Origin of the sequence: Novosphingobium sp. ERW19, from assembly GCF_012641315.1 — a bacterium.
In the GTDB taxonomy this organism is placed as follows: Bacteria; Pseudomonadota; Alphaproteobacteria; order Sphingomonadales; family Sphingomonadaceae; genus Novosphingobium.
In genome coordinates this window covers 1-20091 of record NZ_JABAIC010000008.1, presented here as the reverse complement: position 1 = coordinate 20091, position 20091 = coordinate 1, and the positions used below count along the sequence as shown (strand labels likewise).

Here is a 20091-nt window from a genome sequence, read left to right as displayed (position 1 = left end):
TCGATAGTCGGGCCTGCCGATCCCTCACAGGCCAAATTGCCAAGAGTTTAAATGTCCGTTCGCTCTGACAGTGTTATTGCATCGTCCACGTCGACACCGAGATAGCGAACGGTGTTCTGAATGTTCGTGTGTCCGAGCAGGATTTGGACCGCCCTCAGATTTCCGGTCGATTTGTAAATCAAGGAAGCTTTCGTTCGTCGAAGCGAATGTGTGCCATAGTCTCGCCTGTCGAGGCCGACCACCGACACCCATTCATCGACGAGCCGCGCGTATTGCCGCGTGCTAAGATGGCCGAGATAATCGATCCGGCTTGGAAACACGAAATCGTTGAGTCGCCCGCCTCTTCGTTCAAGCCAGCGTTCTAGCGTAGCTCGCGTTTCAGTCATGATTTCAAACTGGACAGGTCGTCCCGTTTTTTGCTGGATCACGGTTGCACGGTTTCTGATGTGTCCGCCGCTTACAACGTCCCCAATGCGGAGCTTCACCAAATCGCAGCCCCTAAGCTTGCTGTCGATGGCGAGGTCGAACAACGCGCGGTCGCGAAGGCGTTTGTGCTCGTCGAGATAGAAGCGAATTGCCCAGATGTCTCGCCTGCGCAAAGGGCGTTTCGGGCCAACATTTTGCCCTGCATTCCAAGGCGGCCGATCATGGACGGCAGCATCAAGATCTGAATATCCCATGACGATTCTCCTGTGGCCAAATCGGCCATAGCGAGATTGACACAACGCGGATTCGGCGAAAGGGCTATACGCCTATCGCCAAAACACGGAGGGGCTTCGCCCAAACAACATGTAAGATAAATCAATGGCCATCTCGCCTCGAGACGTCGTCCCCGGACACCTGGAGCGTCCTCTGCGGATGATGCATATAATCAAGTAAGCGAATTGTTTAGCGCCAATTTCAACAGTCTAATTAAAACATAAATAGGTCCGCAGCAACACAGCCATTATTTCTGCAGATTCTGCATAGACCATTGCAAAATGCTGCCAACACGACTGTACAACGCAATCGCGAGTAAGACGCCGTTGGTATTGGCGGTGCGAGCACGTATCGGCTTACCGCTTTCCAATTTACCCTCGAAAAAACCCGACTTCGCGTCAAACAAATCCCGTACACTGTCGGCCAGTCGAGTGGCATAGGCGCTTGGCCAAAGTGCCGCGATGCCGATTGCAGCCTTGGTGGAAACGGCCGCGGCATTTGCGATAGGTTTGCCACTCACATCCTGCGTAGCGAAAGGTTCCCCTTGCGAAAGCACCGTATCGTAAACGAAGTTCGGTGCCCGATCCAACTGGTGCTCAGTCCTCGCTGTAAGGATGCCGGTCCGCGCGAAGCGCTTCTCCTGCGCGAGCACGACGTTGTCCCCCTGCGCGCGGCTCCACTGGGCAATATGCCATGGCTCCGACGGGTTAACGGAACCGACCTCGACAAGATCGAGAATATGGTTTTCGGTCACGACCGCGTTGATGCCCGCGTCATCCCTGTTCCCGCGCTCGTCCTGCATGATCGGCAAGCCTTCGACCCGCACGATCTGGAACGGTTCGGGTGCTGCGGCGCGGGTCGTGTCCATGCCCCAAAGCGCAAAGCCCCGGGCCGAATACTCCTCGTACCCCAGTCGCCCCTCCTGCAGGAACTGGGGCTCCTGCCGACCGCTGCGGTTGACGCCGTAAAGTTCACCCTCGCGCACCAGACCAGCGACTTTCCAGTAACGGACGACATCGGCGACCTTTTCAGCCAAATCGGGATAGCGGTTGCCGACGATCTTGAACCAGATGAGCATCCGGCCGACGTCTATTGCCGAACAGCCAATTTCCGCCGGCTGGTTGGAATAGTTTGCAGGACGCGCTGTGCGCGTATCATAAACCTTGTTGGGGCAGAGACCGGCAAACAGCCGGAATGATCCGAAAGTTTCGAGCGCTTTTCGCAGCCGGCTTTCCGCTTCGTCTCGGTTGATCAGCCCGAGCCCTTCAGCCGCCACCACAGCGCCAAGGCCTGACGCCGCATCCCACAACGTAGTCGAGGGATAGCCGTCGACCGCGTTTACCAGTCCCGTGTCGCTTTGCGTGTTGTTGATGAAATAAGTCCAGGCGACTTGCGCCATCGCGTCATCGACCGGACCTTCGTGCGGCACGGCGGCTGGCGGAAGTGGCGCGAGCTTCGGTGGCGTAACCGGAATTATCCGCTTTACCAGCGTCGTCCGCGCAAGCTCCGGCCCGGCAGCGGGCCTGCGAAAGCGAGCGCTCGAAACCTTCCGCTCGGGAACGGAGACGGGGCCCTGTCGCAGGATTTTGCCCTCTACCTTGTAGAGCAGGCTTTCGAGGATGATGCCGTTGTTATTGGCAGTGAACGCCGCGATCCGGCTGCCGTCCTTTTCGAGAAGCCCCTCATAAATGCCCTTGGCTGGATCGTAGGCGTCCTTGACGGCCGCGAAGAGCTTGTCGGTATAATCCGATTTTGACAGCACCCACATCCCGATCGCGCCCTTCAGCGCTACGGCCGAGGCTTCGGGATGAGCTTCGCCGGTATCGGTGATCGTGGCCCAGGGCATGCCGTCCGAATAGATTGTATCGTAGACGAAGTAGGGCGCGCCTGCGAGTTGGTGTTCGGTCCGTGCGGTCAGGATACCGGTGCGTTCGTAGCGGCGCTTCTGCACTTCGAAGATCCGCTGCGCTCCGCGTGCGATCCAGCCCGAGGTATGTTCGAATGGACCACTGGTGGCGTCGTCCGGCTCGTCCCAGCCATACTCTATGCCATCGAGTACGTAGCTTTCGGTCACGACGTAATTGTGCGCGCCAGTGGAACGCGGATCGCGCGCGTCGTAGGGCAGACGCACGCCGAACAGCGAGATCAGGCCATAGGGTTCGGCACGGGACGCCTTGCTGGCGTCGTAACCCCACAGGCGGAAGGCCTTCGCGCCATACTCCTCATAGCCAAGCCTGCCTTCCTGCAGATATTCGAACTGGCCATCGCCTTTCGGCGCCGTGCCATAAAGCTCGCCGTCGCGCACGAGGTTGGCGGGCTTCCAGTGCGCCACGGCAGCGGCGGCCTTTTCAGCCAGTTCGGGGTGGCGCTGCTGGACGACACGCATCCAGTACATCGCTCGCCCGACATCGAGTGCTGAACAGCCGATTTCGCCGGGCTGGTTGGTGTAGGTGACCGGCTGCGCACTGACGGTGTTGTAGGCCTTGTTGGGACAGGTTTCACGGAAAAGCGGGATTCGCCCCAAGGTGTCCAGCATCAGTGACAGGCGTGACGACGCATCCTCGCGGGTCGTCAGGCCGAGTCCTTCGGCCGAAATGATCGCGCCGATGGCCGATGCCGAATCCCACATCGTGGTCGAAGGGTAGTTGTCAGCGGCATTGACCAGCCCGGTTTGCGTCTGCGTATTGTTGACCACGTAGCGCCACGCCGCCTCGGCAAGGCGGCGTTCTTCCGGGAGCAGCGCGCCGGTTCGGCCGGGATGGGCAGCGCCGGGCTCCGCTGGAGTGCTGGTCGTCAAACCACTGGTTACCGGGTCTCCGGCAAACCCTGCGGAAGCAGCGCCTGTGGTCCGGCCGGCAGCGCAATTGGCCGAGAGAAAGGCAAGTCCGAGCGACAGGAAAAGGCCAAACCGCTGCTGCATCCTGATCATCTCGCTCCTCGTCAACGGTTCGTCGCTAAACCTGACAGATCAATGTCGATTTAACGAATTCAATGACATACAAGCTGCGATCAACCGTGCAACCGGAGAGATCCTTGGTACTGCGAAACGTCGTCGTGAATGTGGCCAGCCTGGTCGGGATATGCTCCCCGGTGCTGGCGCAGTCCCTCGACGGGCAACCGCCTGCAGAGTCCTCGCGCGATCCGGTCCTCGACGGCATCAATAGCTCCTTCGCCTTTCCGGTCGATGATCTCCTGCGTCGCAAATATGATTCGAAACTGGCCAACCTGCTCGATGGCCTGACCGTTACCCCGGCCATCGGCATTCCCTTGACATCCGAACAGGCTGGCGGGGTTACGACCGGGGCGCTGAACAGCGCCAGCGCGACAGCCAATCTGACGCTGCGCTACCAGCCTGTCGGCCATTGGTTCGCGCAGGCGACGATTTATGGCTATCTCCAGCCCGAACGTCGCGCGCGGTGGAACCCCGATTTCACCTACAGTTTCGGCTACGACGACTGGCACCCCTACACCTTCAGTCTGGTGTATTCGAACTACGCCAACAACCGCTTCAGCCCGCGCGAGGGCGATCGGGTCACGCCCTTTGACCACGGCACGGTGTCGCTTGGCTGGAAGGCGCCGATGCCCGACAAGCTGGCGCGCCTGTTTCTGGTTGGCGAGGGACGGCAGATAAACTGCCGCGTCGGCTTCAACGCTTCGCCCCGGTTCGACCGCAACGATGGCGGAACCGGCAGCTGGAAGACCTCGGCCAATCTGGGCTGCCGCTATCCCTTCACGGACCGTCTCTTCGTCGACGTGAACCTGTTCGCCTATGCCCATGGCCAGCAGCCGTGGGACCCCGATTACACCTATTCGTTCGGCCTGTTCGACTATCGCTCGAACCGGTTTTCCATCCAGTACGCCAACTATTCGGGCAACCGCTTTCCGGGCCGCGCACGCGCCCGCAACAGCGGCCGTTTCAAGGACGGCGGCATCTCCCTCAGCTGGAATCACGGGTTCTGACATGAAGTACACTCGAACAGCTCGGCTCATGGCCGGTCTTGCTCTCGCCGGCATCCTCGGTGGCTGCGGCGTCATCGCGCGCTCGCTGGTCAAAGAGACCACCGGTTATGTGAGCCCCGGTCCCACGGACGACGCGCACGCCAAGGCAGCCTGGTCCTACTTCCGCTCCGCCCGGTCGGGCGCAACCGGCGTGGTCGAAGCGGTTGCCGGTTCGGGCTTCACCACCCCTTCTGCGATCGGCGACCAGATCGCCGCTGCCATCGCGGCTGACCGCCTGCATGTCATAGACCGCCGCGAATTCGACGACAACGTGAGTTCGGCGCTGACTTTCCTCTCCAGCATGCCGCTCTCGAACGGCGAAATGCCGGCCCGCTACTACAGCACGCGCGATGGCGGGCTGATCGACCCCCCACGCCCGGGCGTCGATCCCGGCTGGTCCTCGATCGAGGCCGGACGGCTGCTTATCTGGTTGCGCGTGCTGGTCGACCGCTATCCGCAGTACGAACCTTTCGTTGCGCGGGCGCTGTCCCGCTGGCAGACCTGTCGCGCAGTTGACGAGGCCGGCCATCTGCGTGCCGCCCTGCCCTCGGGCCAGGGTCTTGAGAACGCGCCAGAACGGCAAGGCGGTGCAGCACTCTACGCCTCGCAGGGCTTCGGCGCCTGGGGTGAAAGCGTCGCTGCGCCTTCGCCCACATCTGGCGAGGATCGCATCACTATCGAGAGCGAGGACTTCGCGCTGGCTGATCGTTCCCCGCTTGAATCCGCACCATACGCCCTGCTCGGCATCGAGTTCGGCTGGAAGGCGCCCGGTGGTCAGGACCTTGCGCCGGCTCGGGCCATGGAGGAGCGGCTGTGGCGCGTGCAGACACGGCGCTGGCAACGGACGGGCCTTGTCACGGCCCGCGGCGATTTCCGCCGGACCAGCGCGCCCTTTGCGGTGACCGATGCCGTGCTTTCTGGCGGGTATCCGTGGAGCACGACCGGGGAGGACGGCAAGGCGCATCCCGAACTAGCGCTGGTTTCCACCCGCACCGGCTTCATGCTTGCAGCCTTGCATGACGGCGGTCAGGCCAAGGCCCTGACAAGCACGCTGAGCACTTTGTACGATCCCGCATCTGGCTGGTACGAAGGCCGCTATGAAGCTTCGGGTGCCTACGAATGGACCCGCTCTTCGGCGACCAACGCGGCGGTGCTGGAAAGCATCCTCTATCGCAGCGTCGGCAAGCTGTTCTCGGCAGATCGCCAGATCAAAGGCCAGATCAAAGGGGGGACGGGCGGCGATTGCTCGCTGCCCGCGCTGGTGTCGAAGTGAACGCGCTCGGTACGGCGCCGTCCGACGCCGAAGCGGCCCCTAAAGCCGCCGGCGACTTCTACTTTACGCGCTTCGAGGACCGTCGCCCGCCCGACCCGCTGCCGGCGTCCCGGCCCATCGAGCTGCTTTGGCAAGTCCTCGCCGTACTCAACATCGGCCTTGGTGCCTGGTACATCGGGTGGCGCTGGACAGCCTCGATCAACTGGGACGCCGCATGGTTCGCCGTGCCGCTGGTGCTCGCCGAGACCTGCGCCTGGATCGGACTGGTGCTGTTCTCGCTGAACTTGTGGAAAGTGCGCGACTATCCCCGCCGCCCGCCGCCGCAGTTTCTCTCCGATTGTCTGGCAGAACCGCCCCAGGCCGATCGCGCCATCAGCGTCGATGTGTTCATTGCCACCTACAACGAGGACGAGGAACTCGTCAGACTTTCGATCCAGGATGCCAAGGCGATCCGCTATCCGCACCCGATCTTGCTCAACGTCCATGTGCTCGACGACGGTCGGCGTCCCACCATGGCCGCTGTCGCCGCGCAGGAATGCGTGAACTACATCACCCGCGCCACCAACGAAGGCTTCAAGGCGGGAAACCTGCGCAACGCGATGGAGCAGACGAGTGGCGATTTCATCGTCATCTGCGATGCCGATACGCGACCGTTTCCGACCTTGCTGGAACGAACGCTGGGCTATTTCCGCGATCCCGACGTGGCCTTCGTACAGACGCCGCAATGGTTCTATGACCTGCCGGAAGGAGAGACGCTAAGCAATTTTCTCGGGCGCAAGGTCGGCAGGCTCGGTCGGATCTTCGGTCGTGCCGTGGAAGGACTTTTCGGGGAGATCCGAGTTGGCGAAGACCCGTTCGTCAATGATCCGGCGATGTTCTATGACGTGATTCAGCGGCGGCGGAACACGTGGAACGCTGCTTTCTGCTGTGGCGCTGCCTCGATCCACCGGCGCGAAGCCGTCATGTTCGTGGCGCTCAAGGCGTATGCCGATGCCATCCACAAGGCCTCGGACGAGACCCGTTCCAAGCTGCAGCGGCTTACGAGGCGAAAGGCCGATCCTGACAAGCAGGCTCTGGCCATGTGGCAGGCGGCGCAGGAGCAGGAGCTTACGCCCTACAAGTTCCACGTCTCGGAAGACATCTACACCTCGATCGTGCTGCATCAGGACCGCTCGCGGCGATGGAAGTCGGTGCTTCACCCCGACGTCGAATCCAGGATGCTGAGCCCGCAGGACCTGCTTACCTGGACCATTCAGCGCTTCAAGTACGCCGGCGGCAGCCTCGACATCCTGTTCCACGACAACCCGCTGACCGCGCGCGGCATGTCGTTGGGGCAGCGGTTGATGTACCTGACCACGTTCTGGTCCTACCTCGGCGCGGTATGGAACTGCCTGTTCCTGATCGCCCCACTGATCTATCTGGTCTTCGGCGTCACGCCTGTGTCGGCCTACACCAGAGACTTCTTCGCGCATGCGCTGCCGTTCCTGATCGTGAACGAGATCGCCTTCATGTTCGGCACCTGGGGCCTGTCGGGATACAAGGGCAAGGTCAGTTACCTCGCATCCTTCCCGATATCGCTGCGCGCGCTGTGGGCAGTGATCCGGAAGCAGAAGATCAAGTTCCCGGTGACGCCCAAGGAACGGCAAACCGGCAACTTCCTCCACCTCGTCTATCCGCAACTTGCCGTAATGATCGCGACGGTTACCGCTTTCCTCTGGGCGGCCGTGGCGCTGGCGCTGGGATATGGCAGTTACACCCTCGGCGGACTGATCGCGAACGGGCTGTGGGGCCTCAACAACATCCTCGCGATGTCCATCATGGTCCGCGCGGCGATGTGGAAACCGGAAAGCGACGCATGAACTGGCGAACCGGGCTGCGTAGGGGTCGCAGTCACATCCTGACGGCTCTGGCACTGGCCGGAGCGGGCCTTCTGCTTATCCGACTCGACGACGAAAAGTTGGCGAGCCGGCCGGCGCCGACCTGCGAGGACTGCGTCAGGGAAGCGCCTTGAACAGCTCGAGGCGGTTGCCTTCTCGCCCTTCGACATAGCCGATGCGATCCGTGCAGGCGGCAATAAGTGCCAGCCCGCGTCCGCTTTCGCTGTCGAACGCGGGGCTGTGCACCGAATGCAGCCGAGCGGCCGGTATCGGCGTCCCATGGTCGCTCAGCGCCATTTCGACGCCGCCGGGCACCTTTCGCACCTCGAGGTCCAGCCTGCCGCCGGGCGATCCGGCATAGCCGTGCCTGACGACATTGTTTGCCGCCTCGACCAGCGCCAGTTCCAGATCCATGCGAGCGGCTTCGCGCAGGCCCGCGTCTTCGCACCAGACGCGAAGACGTTCGGCCAGCAGGCGCACGCCTTCGAATGTCGCGTCGCATGAAGAGGAAAGATCAGCCACGCACCAGCGCTCTTGCCGCGGGAAGGTCGTCCACGATGCGGAACAGGGTATCGAGGCGCGTCAGCTGAAACAGGCGCAGCACGGCGGGCTGCACCCCAGCAACGGCAATCGCCCCGTCAGGCCCCAGCTTCTTCAACAGGGACACGAACACGCCGAGGCCCGTGCTGTCCATGAAGTCGACGGACGACAGGTCGAGAACGATTTTCTTGGGTGCTTGCGCCACGGCCTGCTCCAGATCGATCTTGAGTTGTGGCGCGACGACGGAGTCGATCCTAGGTCCGTCTATCGTGATCTCCAGGATATCCTCTAACTGCTGAGCGTTCATCAAGCTTGAATCTCCCTCTAGGCCTTGCGCCTAAGCGCCAATACCGAAACGTCATCGTCGAAGCCGCTGCGAGGCTGCAACCGGCGCAAGTAGCTCTCGAGCCTTGCTATTTTCTCAACCGGCCTGTCGCCGACGTTCCCTTGCAAGGCGCGCTGCAGCCCAGAATGTCCCAGTGGTGCGCCGTCGATATCGACACAGTCGGTCAGCCCGTCGGAATAGACCAGCAGCGTAGCTTCGTCGGGCAGTTCGATCGGCTCGGCGACGAAACGCTGGCCTGCAAACCATCCCAGCGGGAAGCCGCCGGAAATCTTCGTCTCGACCGCCGCACCTTCATGCACCACGATTGGCTGTGGATGGCCGGCGCGGACCATGTGACCTTTACGGCCTTCGGCATCGAACAGACCGCAGATCAGGGTGCAGTATGTCTCCTCGGGCTGGTTCACAATCTCGTCATTGAGCTGCGCAATCGCCGTCTCAAGCGCCTGCGGCGTCTCGGGGGAGAGCTGGATCAGGCGGTGATGGACATGGAACGACGCCAGCGAGGCGGGAACGCCATGCCCCCTCACGTCGATCAGGAAGAACAGCGTCGCCCCGTTGCGGAGCGTGACGAGACCGAGCGAATCTCCACCAAGGTTGCTGGCCGGCAGATAGCTCCAGGCAAAATCAAACCGGTCGCGAGCTGTCGGCATCGGCAGCAGGCCGCGATGCAGCCTCGCGGCTGCCTCGATGTCCGCCTCGATCCGCCTGAACGCTTCGCGCGTGCGCTGGTGGGCCGACTTGAGATGGCGGTTGTGGCGATGGAGCCGGCGTTGCAGTTCGACCGTGCGCTTGATCGACGCGATCGTCAGTTCCACCTGCAGCCGGTCGAGCGGCTTGAACAGGACGTCGTCCGCGCCCGCCTCCAGCGCAGCCCGCGCCGTGTCCGGATCGGCCCGCGCCGTCGTCAGCACGACATAGCGGAAGCGATCGGCCGAACCGGCCTTGCGCACGCGGCGAACCAGTTCGATCCCGTCGATCCCGGGCATTTGCCAGTCGGTGATGATCGCATCGAACTCCCGCCGCGAAAGCAGGTCGAGCGCCTGCTGTGCATCGGTCACCCCCTGGACCTCGCAGCCCAGCCGACCAAGTTCGAGGGAGGTCAGATCAAGGAATAAGTCATCGTCGTCGACCAGCAGCACCTCAAGCGGACGTGCGATCCGTAAGGGTGCCGTAAGATTCATCGGTACGCTGCTCCGAAAGTCTGCCGACGAACCTTTCGCGGACATCGGAATGCAGATCATTTTTAATTGAATTTCATGGATTTGTGCAAGATTGCAAGCAGATGCTCGAATTTGCCTGCAGCCCGTGCACAAGCCACGATCAACCAAAAGCCCGGATCGCCTTCATTTCGGCAATCGCGCTGCGATTCGGCTGCGGCCCCGATCCGCTGTGACTGGCGCTTTCGACTTCACCGGCGCGCGCGCGGCTGATCGCGGCCGCCCTCGCATTCTTCTCGTGGCGCTTTTGGTCACCGTCACGCTGGGGATCGTGGTGGTGGGATTCCTGCTCGTCAGCCAGGCCCGGCAGGCAGTGGATTTACGCAACGAGGTCGAACAGTCCTACGCCCGCCGATTGCAACTGCAGCGGATTCTTTCGCTTCATCAGGATATTGAAACTGCATCGCGCGGCTATGTCCTGACGCAGCAGGAAGACTTTCTCGAACCCTATCGCATTGCTGAACCGGCAATCGATGCTGAACTTTCCAAGCTTGATCGGCTTGAGCAAAACGGAAACGCAGGCGAGCAATTGCGGCATCTGCGCCAGCATTCGGTCGAGAAGCGCAACTTCGTTCGCGAGACCATCACTCTCGCGACCTCGGGGCGAGCGACGGAGGCCGTCGGTCGGGTTCGCTCCGGGGATGGCAAGCGGGCCATGGATGCACTGCGCTCCGAGATTGCCGAGCTGCAGCTGTCCGAGGAAAGCCGTCTCGATCGGCTCTCGGCACGGTCCGGAGCCGCCCGCAACCGGCTCGAGATGACGGCTCTGGCCATCCTCGGCGCTCTGCTCGTGCTGCTCACCGGCGCAGCCGTGGCAATCGCCAGTGCCACCAAGAGCAGGTCGCAGGCGCTGGACGCCGTGGCCGATCTTTCACGACGGCGAAAAGCCATTCTCGATGCCGCCATGGACGGCATCATCATCCTTAATCCCAGCGGGTCGATCGAATCGGTCAACCAGACCGTTGCCCGCATGTTCGGCTATGCCGAGGAGGAACTGTTGCGCCGTGATGTCGGCATGCTCTTCGCGACACCGACACCCGTCGGACAAGTCGCGATGCAATTGCGGCAGATGAACCTGCAGGACGGCGAACCCGGCTCGCTTCAGGAAATCCCCGGTCGTTGCAAGGATGGCACCCCCCTCCTGGCGGACGTCGCCATAAGCGCCGTCTCGCTGGCCGACGGGATGCACTACGTTGCGGTCGTGCGGGACATGAGCGAGCGCAAGAAGATCGAGCGGATGAAAGCCGAGTTTGTCGCCAGCGTCAGCCATGAATTGCGCACGCCGCTCACCTCCATCGCAGGCTCGCTGGGGCTGCTTGCTGGCGGAGCGGGAGGCGCGCTGCCGGATCGGGCGGGAAGGCTTATCGAGATTGCGCACAACAATTCGGAACGTCTTGTCCGCCTTATCAACGATATTCTCGATATCGAGAAGCTCGATGCCGGCAAGATGGTGTTCAACAATGCCCGGAACGATCTGGGCGAGATTGCCGCGCAGGCCATCGTCGCAAACAGGTCCTACGGCGAACGCTACGGGGTAACCCTGCGACTGACCCAGCCGGATCGACCGACGCCGATCTGGGTCGACGCCGACCGCCTGATGCAGGTGCTGGCCAATCTCATCTCGAATGCGGCCAAATTCTCTCCACGGAACGGAACCGTCGAAGTGCGGGTGGAAGCGGGACGCAATGCCCACACTGTCAGCGTCATCGACAGCGGCAGCGGCATTGCTCCCGAATTCCTCGGCCGCATGTTCCAGCGCTTTGCCCAGGCGGATTCGTCTGATGCCCGTCAGAAGGAAGGCACCGGTCTCGGCCTCGCGATAGTTCGCGAGATCGTGCAACGGCTTGGCGGCAAGGTGACGGTGGACAGCACGCCCGGCAAGGGCTCGAACTTCACGGTTGTCCTTCCGGCGCTGCGGGACCATGACCACGGCATCGCTCCTTGTGTGCTGCTTTGCGAACACGATCCGATCGTCGCGCATGCCCTCGCGCAGATGATCAGCGACAACGGCCTGACCTGCAGGATCGCCGCGACAGCGCAGGATGCTCTCGCCACGGCGGCCGGTGCGGACTTCTCGGTGATCCTCGTCGATGCCGAACTGCCCGGCGAGGGAGGCATCGCGCTGGTGCGACAGTTGCGTGACGGCGCCGCACCAGCAACGCCGATACTGATGATCTCGGCCGAGACAGACGGCGATGCGCTGTCGGCCAAGGTCCTGCAGATCGAGGACTGGCTGCGAAAGCCGCTCTCCCTCGATCAGGTGGTGCAGGCGGTAAACCGCGTCATCAACAAGCTGCCCTCGGGCAAGGAAGGGGCCAGCCGCTTGCCGCGGGTGCTCCATGCCGAGGATGACCCCGACATCGTCCGCCTTGTCGAGGCTGCATTTGAGGGCAAGGCTACGCTGTTTGCTGCACCCAGCGTGGAAATGGCCCGTGCGACGATCGCCCGGACCGAACTGGATCTTGCGATTCTCGATCTCGGTCTGACCGACGGCTCTGGTCTTGCCCTGCTCGGCGATCTGGCCAAGGCGCCCAACGGACCGCTTCCGGTGATCATCTTCTCGGCGCAGGACGCCGACCCGGAAGTTTCCGAGAAGGTCCAGGCGTTTTTCACGAAGTCGCACACGCCGATCGACCACCTCGTGCGGACCGTCAGCAGGCTTGCGCAGGCCAGCGCGGCCGGAGAGGCCAACACATGACCATCCCCGTTCTCTACGTCGACGACGACGCCGATATCCGCGAAATCGCCGAGATGGCGCTGTCCCTCGACCCTGATCTCGAGGTGCGCACCAGCGCTTCAGGCAGCGATGCGCTGGCTCTCGTCGAGCAATGGAAACCGCAACTGATCCTGCTCGATTTCATGATGCCCGATCTCGATGGCCCCGCCACCTTGCGGCTCCTGCGCCAGAACAGCAGCCTGGATGAGGTGCCGGTCGTGTTCATAACAGCCCGCACGTCGTCAAGGGACGTTGAATCTCTCCTCGCCTCGGGCGCGGCGGGGGTGCTGGCCAAGCCGTTTGACGTGATGACCCTGGCCGCGCAATGCCGGGAATTCGTGCCATGACCGGGGCTGACCCTCTTGTCGCGATCCGCGCCCGCTTCAGTGCCCGCATGACGCAGACCCTCGAACTGTTCGAACGTCCCGATGGAGAACGTGACAGCGCCGTGCTTCGCGGTGAAGCCCACAAACTGGCAGGCATTGCCGCAACCCTCGGCTTCACGGAAGTCGGCCACGCTGCCGCGAAAGTCGATGCGCTCGAGCACGTCGAGAAGGATCACCCCGATGTCTCCGCACTCGTCCACGCGCTGCGGGAAGCGCTCGAGGAAAAGGACCCGTCATGATCACCGCCCGCCTGCCCGACAACGAAGCTGCCCGTCTGGATGCCATCGCACGCTACCGGCTTGAAGGCCCCGGGCAGGAACCGGCGTTCGATCACGCAGTGCAATTGGCCGTCAACGCCTTCGACGTGCCGATCAGCCTTGTTTCGATCGTTGGTGCTGAACTGCAGTGCTTCAAGGGCAAGGTTGGGCTTGATGCTGACCAGACGGCTCGCGACATCTCGTTCTGCGCCCACGCGATCCTCTCTGACGAGTTGTTCGTGATCGAGGATGCGCTGGCCGACGAACGCTTTGCAGACAATCCGCTGGTCACCGGCGCCCCGGCCATTCGCTTCTATGCCGGCGCTCCGCTGCGCTTGAAGGACGGCCTCGTTCCCGGCACGCTATGCCTGATCGACCATCGCCCCCGGACGCTTTCGGAAAAGGAGCGCGAAACGCTGGCGAAGCTCGCCCGGCTCGTCGTGGACCTGATCGAATTGCGGCTCGACAGCACGGTGGCCGAGGAACGCCATCGCGCGCTCGATCGGATGAAGGACGAATTTCTCGCGGCCACCAGCCATGAACTGCGCACCCCCGTCACCTCGATCATGGGCTCGCTCGGTCTGCTTGATCGCCTTTCTGACGACCTTCCCGAGAACGCCCGTCGTCTCGTGCGCATTGCGCGGGACAACAGCCGGCGCCTGGCCGGACTCGTCAATGACGTGCTCGACCTCAGCCGCCTGGCCGAAGGAGCCATCACCGTCGATGTCGTTCCGCTCGATGTGGAAGGCCAGTTGCGTGAAGCTGTCGAGGCAGCCAGCGGCTTCGCGGCGGCGCACGATGTTCGCCTGGAAAGCGAATGCCACGTGTCCGGATGCATGGTGAAGGCAGATGCGAACCGGCTGCAGCAGGTTCTCTCCAATCTGCTCTCGAATGCGATCAAGTTCTCGCCACGTGGCGCTGCGGTCACGCTTGCTGCCCGAAGCGAGGGCGAGCGCATCGTCATCTGTGTGAAAGACATGGGACGGGGCATCCCGAAGGCATTCCAGCCGCGGATATTCAACCGGTTCGAGCAGGCGCGAGAGACGGACGCGACGGAGAAGGCTGGCAGCGGACTGGGCCTTGCGATTGCGCGCGAGCTTGTCACGCTCATGCAAGGGCGGATTGGCTTTTCCAGCGAAGAAGGCATTGGCACGACGTTCTGGGTTTCGTTGCCTGCCGAACGCAAGGCGGAATGAAACCCTTTGCTAACCATGTCGGCGTAACTGCTTTTCCGGCAACGGGTTGGCTGGCTTTTTGATGTCCTATAACTTTACCGACTTCATCGCAGCAAAGACAGCTCGAACAAGTTACCGCTTTTCGACCAGTACTGGTGGTCGATATCGGACGCGCTGGTTCTGGCGCGACTGCCATGTCCTCGACATTTCCTTGGAAGGTATTCGCCTCGGCGGTGCGTCTCGCCTGCGGGAAGGCCAGAAGTTGCAGATTGCCCTACCCGTCATCGGCAGGCTTGATGCGACGGTTCGATGGATCGAGGGCGACGAGGCCGGATGTAGTTTTTCATCAGCGTTGGACCCTGTCCTGCTGGATGCCTATGTCCTCAGTGTCTCATCCAACAGACAGCAGTGAGCACATCACAGCGTTTCAAGAAATGAGGAGGCCTTAACAAGTCAAAAGCTCGCGCTAGTGGTCGTCGCACGGCAGACCTAAAACATAAGCCCGCATCTAAATGGACCAGAGGCGGATGGGGGCTTGCGGAAATCAACCCACATCTCATGGTAAAGTCTTCGACTCGTCAGCCCTTGAACTGGCAAATGCCGCCGCCAACTCGGACATTTGCGCTTCAGTTTGAGGTTATCGATTCCTGCCGTTGGTTCAACGGGCTTTTAGGACGAGTGAAGGACATGGTCTGGTACGCAGCTGTCGTTCCGTAGGTCATTTGTCAACGTCGAGTTTATGTAAAAGCGGGCTTCAGCTCGCTGCATTTTTGCTGATTTGATCGGCTATCTGTGAGCCTTTGGCGTAGTTTAGAGAAGAAGTTCTTCGCGCTCGGATCACTGCCTTTGTGCCGGTAGGCTTCGAATGCAGATCAGCCTGGCAGAACGGCTCATGCTCCGTTGGCGGTCCCCAAGGCAACTTGGAGCGTCTGAAGAAACCGGGCAGGATCTGGATTGCTCGCAGATTGCCTGTCGCCTTGTAGATCAATGCCGCTTTGGTCCGACGCATGGAATGCGTGCCGTACTCTCGCTTGTCGAGCACGATCATTGAGACCCATTCATCTAGAAGGCGGGCGTATTGGCGGGTGCTGATATGCCCCAAGTAATCGATCCGACTTGGGAATACGAAATCCTGCAACGAGCCCTTGCGCCGCTCTAGCCAAGCCAGAAGGCTTTTGCGCGCCTCGGTCATGATTTCAAACTGGACCGGAAGTCCAGTTTTTTGCTGGATGACGGTCGCGCGATTAAGAATGGACCCGCCGCTTACGAGATCGCCTGTGCGCAGCTTCACCAGATCGCATCCGCGCAATTTGCTGTCGATAGCCAGGTCGAACAGGGCTCGATCACGCAATCGCTTGTGCTCATCGAGGTAGAAACGGATGGCCCAGATGTCTCGAGGGCGCAGCGGCCGTTTGGGGCCAACATTTTGGCCAGCATTCCAAGGGCGCCGCTCATGCACGGCGGGGTCAAGATCTGAATGTCCCATTGTGCTTCTCCTATGGCCGACGTGGCCGGTGATAGGATACGGCATTTGAGAACTTCGCGGCCGATGTTATAACCGCGTAGGGGCTGCCCGCGTCAGATTACGCCAACTCCTGCCATTCCTGCAGCTGAGCACGTTCATCATCAGCAGAGCGTTGTAGCCAGGCGAAGATTCGGCTTCTGACCGGAAATCAGAATGTCAGCCAACTGGTTGCAGAGCGCAGTTCGATGCGCGCACACATTGCTTCAATGATGGACAGCCTTCTGTTCGCCACAAAAGAAAAAGCCATCGAGGAATCGCGCCGGACCGCTCTGGCTAATCGGGAGCGATACATCCGCGCTACGGCGTGACACAGCGACTCCCGCTGTGGCAGCACTAAGATACGTCCCCTCACGAGCAGGATTACCCGCCTCGCCAGTTTTTTTAGGTTTGGATGAAATCCTGTTTAACGAGGCGGCTGATTCGTTAGATGTTTACTTCATGACGGGGGCGGAGACCGGAACGATTTCCAGCGCGGAGACAATGGCTTGCCCCTTCTCCGGTGTAAACTCGAGGTGCAACGGTCCGGAGGCAACGTCTATCGAGAAGGTCCGGATCACCGGAGCGAGGGCCTTATTAGCCACCGCGGCGATATCAAGCTTGACCAGTGCGGGACGGCCATTTGCCGTAACCGTAAAGACACGCTCACCTGGCTGTGCCGAAGGCTCGATGAACCGGAGCGTGACCTGGTACCGGCCCGGCCCCACAGGGATGCGATAGGCGAAGGTTCCTTCCCGATAAGTCGCGAGCTGGTCCCTGAGTTCGGTCGTCTCGATTAGGGCAAGAACGACCGGGCGACCGCGTGACCGCCGGTCAGCCGAGCCTGCGCGGCCATTAACGAAGAAGGAGTCCGAACCCCAACCCTGTTCCGTGAGGATGTTCCCGCTATCGATCCTGAACGCATTGAGGCGTGCCGGCTCGAGCTGCCAGGACAGGCTGTCTGAAACCTTGGTGCTGGCAAACTGGCCAACGGCTTCGACCCGGTTCTCGCCTGCGTCCAGATGAACCTCTGGCCAGACACAAATGCGGTTGTTGCAGTCAGCGCGCATACCCAACGAACGGCCATTGAGAAAAAGCTCGGTGGAAGGAGCATTGCTGTAGACCCGCACGTCTGTGACAGGGAGCGCACGGTTGACGTAGCGCCGGCCGTTGACGTGGACGGTGGGATCGGCTGACCACTGTGCGCGGTAGTAATAGAACGCATCCTTACGGACGGCGCCGTCGAACGATATCAGCCCCTTGGTATTGATGCTCAAGGCATCCCCTTCTTTGCGGGTCAGCGTGCCGAAATCGAATGAATTCCAGAGCCAGCTTGCCCAGACGTGCTGGCGCGCGGCGATTTGAGGCCAGGATTGCTCATGAATCCAGGACTGGTATTCCTCAGGTTGGACACGTCCCCCCGCGTCGATGGGGCCGCCAAGGGGATTGTCAGTGTGTAGCGAGAGCGCTCCGCCTGCGCCATATTCTGAAATGGCCTGGGGCTGACGTGGTCGGCGCGCGTGGAGGAAATCGAGATTTCGCCCCAGGTCTGAAGCTTTGCCGTAGTACCAGCCAAAATAGCGGTTTGCGCCAACTACATCGACAGCCGTGGCGACAATCGGCGCTTCGGAGGTGTCTTCCCGTTCGCAGCAAGTTGCGAGAGTCGAATGACGCTGCGGATCTTCCTTGCTAACGACCAAGGCTAGGTCCTTGAGGAAGGGTGTAGGGTCGGCGGGAGTAATTTTCCGGCCGCTGTCGCCGAGGAAGCCCGGCCTGTTCGGCCCGAAGTCTACCTCATTGGCGACGCTCCAAACCGCGACCGAGGGGTGATTGTAATTCTGCCGGATGAGTTCGAGCAATTGCTGGCGCGCCTGCGCGCGAATATCGGGCGGGGCATCACCCTGCTTTGGGTCAAGCGTCCACGCGGTGACCAAGCCGATTTCGTCCCACAACACGACGCCAGCGCGGTCAGCCAGATTATGAATATCAGGTCCGTGTTGGTAATGTGTCAGACGGATGGTATTGGCACCCATATCGCGAATGGTTGCAAACCGTTCTGCGGTTCGGGCGGAAGACATCGCCCAGCCCTGCTCCATGTCGTCCTGATGATAGCCCACACCATGCAGTTGCACGTGTTCGCCATTGATGGCGAAGCCCTTGTCCGGATCGATCGTGAATTGCCGGATGCCAAGCGGCTGGCGTAGCCGATCGAGCACCTTCCCGCGGCGATCGCGCAATTCGGCTTCGAGCGAGTAGAGGTAAGGGTCACGCATTCCCTGCCAAAGACGAGGCGAGGAAATGGTGAGCGCCAGTTTGCTTTCGCAGCTTGCGCCCGCCTCTAGCCGGATGGGCTGGCTAGCTTCGGCGGCGATGCTGCCGTCAGCGGCCAAGGCACGGACGACGATGGTGCCTTCCGTAGTCCGGGCGGACTGGTTGGCAAGCCGTCCCAGTATGGATACTTCGGCCTTGCCGCTGCCGATCGTTTCAGTTCGGGCATAGATGCCCGGCCCCCCGAAGTCGTCGAGCGCGAAATGCGCGCCTGCCGTCTCGATCAGCTTAACCGGGCGGTAGAGCCCTCCTTGAACAAAAAAGTCGCCCACCAGGGGGATGGCTGATGCAGTCGGGCCGCCGGCGGCCGGTTGGCTATTGTCGACCTTGACCACCAGCATGTTCGCGCCGGGCTTGACGACTGAGGTGGCGTCAAACCGGAAGGTCGAGAAGCCGCCAGTGTGCGCGCCGAGCCGGGTGCCGTTCAGCCAGACTTCGGCGGTGCGGCTGGCTGCGCCAAATTCAAGCCAAAGTCGCCCATCAGGTCGTGCCTGAGGGGCGGAAAACGACAGGCGGTACCAGCCCTCGCCCATGTAATCGTCAATCTTGCGACCGGCCATCCCCGGTACGTTTGCGGCAGGGTCATAGGTGCCGACCCGATTCCACGAATGGGGAACTTGGATCTGTTCCCAGGTAGAATCGTCAAGCCGGGGATCTACTGCGTCGGCACCACCCTTTCGGAACCGCCAGCCATCGGCGAGAACAGTAATCTTGCGCACTTCGGCAGGGGTGGCTTGCGCGGCGGGTTGAAGCGAGGTCTGAGCCTGAGCGGCATGCATGGGCTGCGCCAGAAGCGCAAGCGAGACGCCGAACATCCATTTGCGGTGACCCAAGGCATTCCTCCCAAAAATTCGATCAGTTCGCCGGCGCGCGTCGAGAACGCGGGGATGGTCATTCACGACAGTGCCGTCTCGGCTTTACTGGATAAACGCTGCCCGCTTGCCCGCATAGGCCAGTCCCATCAGGCCAATGGGTGAGATCACGTTTTCTTCAAACGCCCCAGACTGACAGCGCGATTGCCGGACCGCCAGTGCCCGGCAACTCGGCGCTCGCATACCATCACGACGGCCACGTGGCACTTTTAGGGGGCCCCATGAATGCAGGTCCGTTCTTTATGGACCCCTGACAGGCCGCCTCAGAGATCGCCTCTGCCATAGGATCGTACGGCCCGGTCAGAACTGCTTCAAGATACGTTGCCAAGCGCTTGGGATACTCTTCATCCCGCTTGACGGTCGAGGCCGCAGTTTTCCGGATTACCGGCAGCGCCGGCAGGGCTGCCGTCCCTATGCACGACAATGCATCGAAAGCCTGAATGCGAACCGGCATCGGCGATGGTTCGTCGGCCAATCGCGCGAGGACCTGCACCGCATGTTCCGGCTTGCCAAGACCGACGAGGGTCTCGGCCACAACGACGCGGACATGATCCGATGGATCCACCGCCAAAGCCATTTCAAGATCGCTGCGAACGATTGCCGCTTCCCCGCCCAGCATCAGCAGTCCCCGCGCTGCCCAAAACCGGGTTGCTTCGTTGGAACTGCGCAACAGCTTGCGGAACCGGTTCACATTGCGCGGTTCGCGCTTTGCGGCTGTAGCTGCCAGCCGCATTAACGCAGGAAGCGGGTAAACTGCGCGATTGCGACTTTCGAAATAGCCTTCGCCGACAGATCCTTCAGGCAGGAAGCCATTGTCATTAATCGCCAGCATATGCCGGTCAAGCGCCTGGCGCAGCCTCGTAGCTGCCGCGGCGGCCGAGGGCGAGGTGATCAGGTTGTTCACT

At 61.5% G+C, this 20091-nt stretch carries 16 protein-coding genes; 8 read left to right on the top strand and 8 right to left on the bottom strand.

The annotated features are described in order from the left end of the window. Positions 1-47 precede the first annotated feature (47 nt). Together HGI46_RS15285 and HGI46_RS15280 are read right to left on the bottom strand one after the other, a co-directional pair. Complete coding sequence (locus HGI46_RS15285; protein ID WP_168904964.1) at positions 48-680, bottom strand: tyrosine-type recombinase/integrase; 633 nt, start codon at positions 678-680, stop codon at positions 48-50. A 266-nt stretch (positions 681-946) separates the two neighbouring features. Further along, the gene (locus HGI46_RS15280; RefSeq protein ID WP_168904963.1) at positions 947-3628 is read right to left on the bottom strand and encodes a DUF3131 domain-containing protein; all 2682 of its coding nucleotides are present in this window, start codon (positions 3626-3628) and stop codon (positions 947-949) included. Between the two features lie 104 nt (positions 3629-3732). Between HGI46_RS15280 and HGI46_RS15275 the strand changes: the two genes are divergently transcribed. The 3 genes from HGI46_RS15275 to HGI46_RS15270 are packed head-to-tail and all read left to right on the top strand — an operon-like array spanning position 3733 to position 7830. Next, positions 3733-4659, top strand: a complete 927-nt coding sequence (locus HGI46_RS15275; protein WP_168904962.1) for a hypothetical protein — start codon at positions 3733-3735, stop codon at positions 4657-4659. Positions 4660-4687: 28 nt separating this feature from the next. Beyond that, on the top strand, positions 4688-5971 hold the full coding sequence (locus HGI46_RS22135; RefSeq protein ID WP_240946811.1) for a DUF3131 domain-containing protein: 1284 nt from the start codon (positions 4688-4690) through the stop codon (positions 5969-5971). Next, complete coding sequence (locus HGI46_RS15270) at positions 5941-7830, top strand: glycosyltransferase (RefSeq protein WP_240946810.1); 1890 nt, start codon at positions 5941-5943, stop codon at positions 7828-7830. Before HGI46_RS22135 ends, HGI46_RS15270 begins: the two co-directional genes overlap by 31 nt. A 135-nt stretch (positions 7831-7965) precedes the next feature. On the opposite strand, the gene HGI46_RS15265 is transcribed toward HGI46_RS15270, so the two are convergent. The 3 genes from HGI46_RS15265 to HGI46_RS15255 are packed head-to-tail and all read right to left on the bottom strand — an operon-like array spanning position 7966 to position 9915. After that, positions 7966-8370 (bottom strand): ATP-binding protein, encoded by a 405-nt coding sequence (locus HGI46_RS15265; protein ID WP_168904960.1) that lies wholly within the window; start codon positions 8368-8370, stop codon positions 7966-7968. Next, the gene (locus tag HGI46_RS15260) at positions 8363-8695 is read right to left on the bottom strand and encodes an STAS domain-containing protein (RefSeq protein WP_168904959.1); all 333 of its coding nucleotides are present in this window, start codon (positions 8693-8695) and stop codon (positions 8363-8365) included. Before HGI46_RS15260 ends, HGI46_RS15265 begins: the two co-directional genes overlap by 8 nt. 17 nt (positions 8696-8712) lie before the next feature. Beyond that, the gene (locus HGI46_RS15255) at positions 8713-9915 is read right to left on the bottom strand and encodes a SpoIIE family protein phosphatase (RefSeq protein ID WP_168904958.1); all 1203 of its coding nucleotides are present in this window, start codon (positions 9913-9915) and stop codon (positions 8713-8715) included. A gap of 208 nt (positions 9916-10123) precedes the next feature. Between HGI46_RS15255 and HGI46_RS15250 the strand changes: the two genes are divergently transcribed. From HGI46_RS15250 to HGI46_RS15230, 5 genes are read left to right on the top strand one after another with little or no spacing between them, the layout of a single operon-like run. Then, positions 10124-12649, top strand: coding sequence for an ATP-binding protein (locus tag HGI46_RS15250; protein WP_168904957.1), 2526 nt, complete (start codon positions 10124-10126; stop codon positions 12647-12649). Next, positions 12646-13014: a response regulator gene (locus HGI46_RS15245; RefSeq protein ID WP_168904956.1), complete on the top strand. Its 369-nt coding sequence runs from the start codon at positions 12646-12648 to the stop codon at positions 13012-13014. The genes HGI46_RS15250 and HGI46_RS15245 overlap by 4 nt, the downstream gene beginning before the upstream one ends. Beyond that, complete coding sequence (locus tag HGI46_RS15240; protein ID WP_168904955.1) at positions 13011-13292, top strand: Hpt domain-containing protein; 282 nt, start codon at positions 13011-13013, stop codon at positions 13290-13292. Before HGI46_RS15245 ends, HGI46_RS15240 begins: the two co-directional genes overlap by 4 nt. Beyond that, complete coding sequence (locus tag HGI46_RS15235) at positions 13289-14506, top strand: HAMP domain-containing sensor histidine kinase (protein WP_168904954.1); 1218 nt, start codon at positions 13289-13291, stop codon at positions 14504-14506. Before HGI46_RS15240 ends, HGI46_RS15235 begins: the two co-directional genes overlap by 4 nt. Before the next feature lie 46 nt (positions 14507-14552). Continuing rightward, positions 14553-14897 carry a PilZ domain-containing protein gene (locus HGI46_RS15230; RefSeq protein ID WP_168904953.1) on the top strand — a complete coding sequence of 115 codons (345 nt, stop codon included), beginning with the start codon at positions 14553-14555 and terminating at the stop codon, positions 14895-14897. Positions 14898-15239: 342 nt separating this feature from the next. Here the strand turns inward: HGI46_RS15230 and HGI46_RS15225 are convergent, their stop codons facing one another. From HGI46_RS15225 to HGI46_RS15215, 3 genes are all read right to left on the bottom strand, one after another. After that, positions 15240-15971, bottom strand: coding sequence for a tyrosine-type recombinase/integrase (locus HGI46_RS15225; RefSeq protein ID WP_240946809.1), 732 nt, complete (start codon positions 15969-15971; stop codon positions 15240-15242). A 470-nt stretch (positions 15972-16441) separates the two neighbouring features. Next, complete coding sequence (locus HGI46_RS15220) at positions 16442-19147, bottom strand: glycoside hydrolase family 2 TIM barrel-domain containing protein (RefSeq protein WP_240946808.1); 2706 nt, start codon at positions 19145-19147, stop codon at positions 16442-16444. A gap of 226 nt (positions 19148-19373) precedes the next feature. Then, positions 19374-20091: HEAT repeat domain-containing protein (locus HGI46_RS15215; protein WP_206065762.1), on the bottom strand; the 718-nt coding region annotated here is incomplete at its 5' end.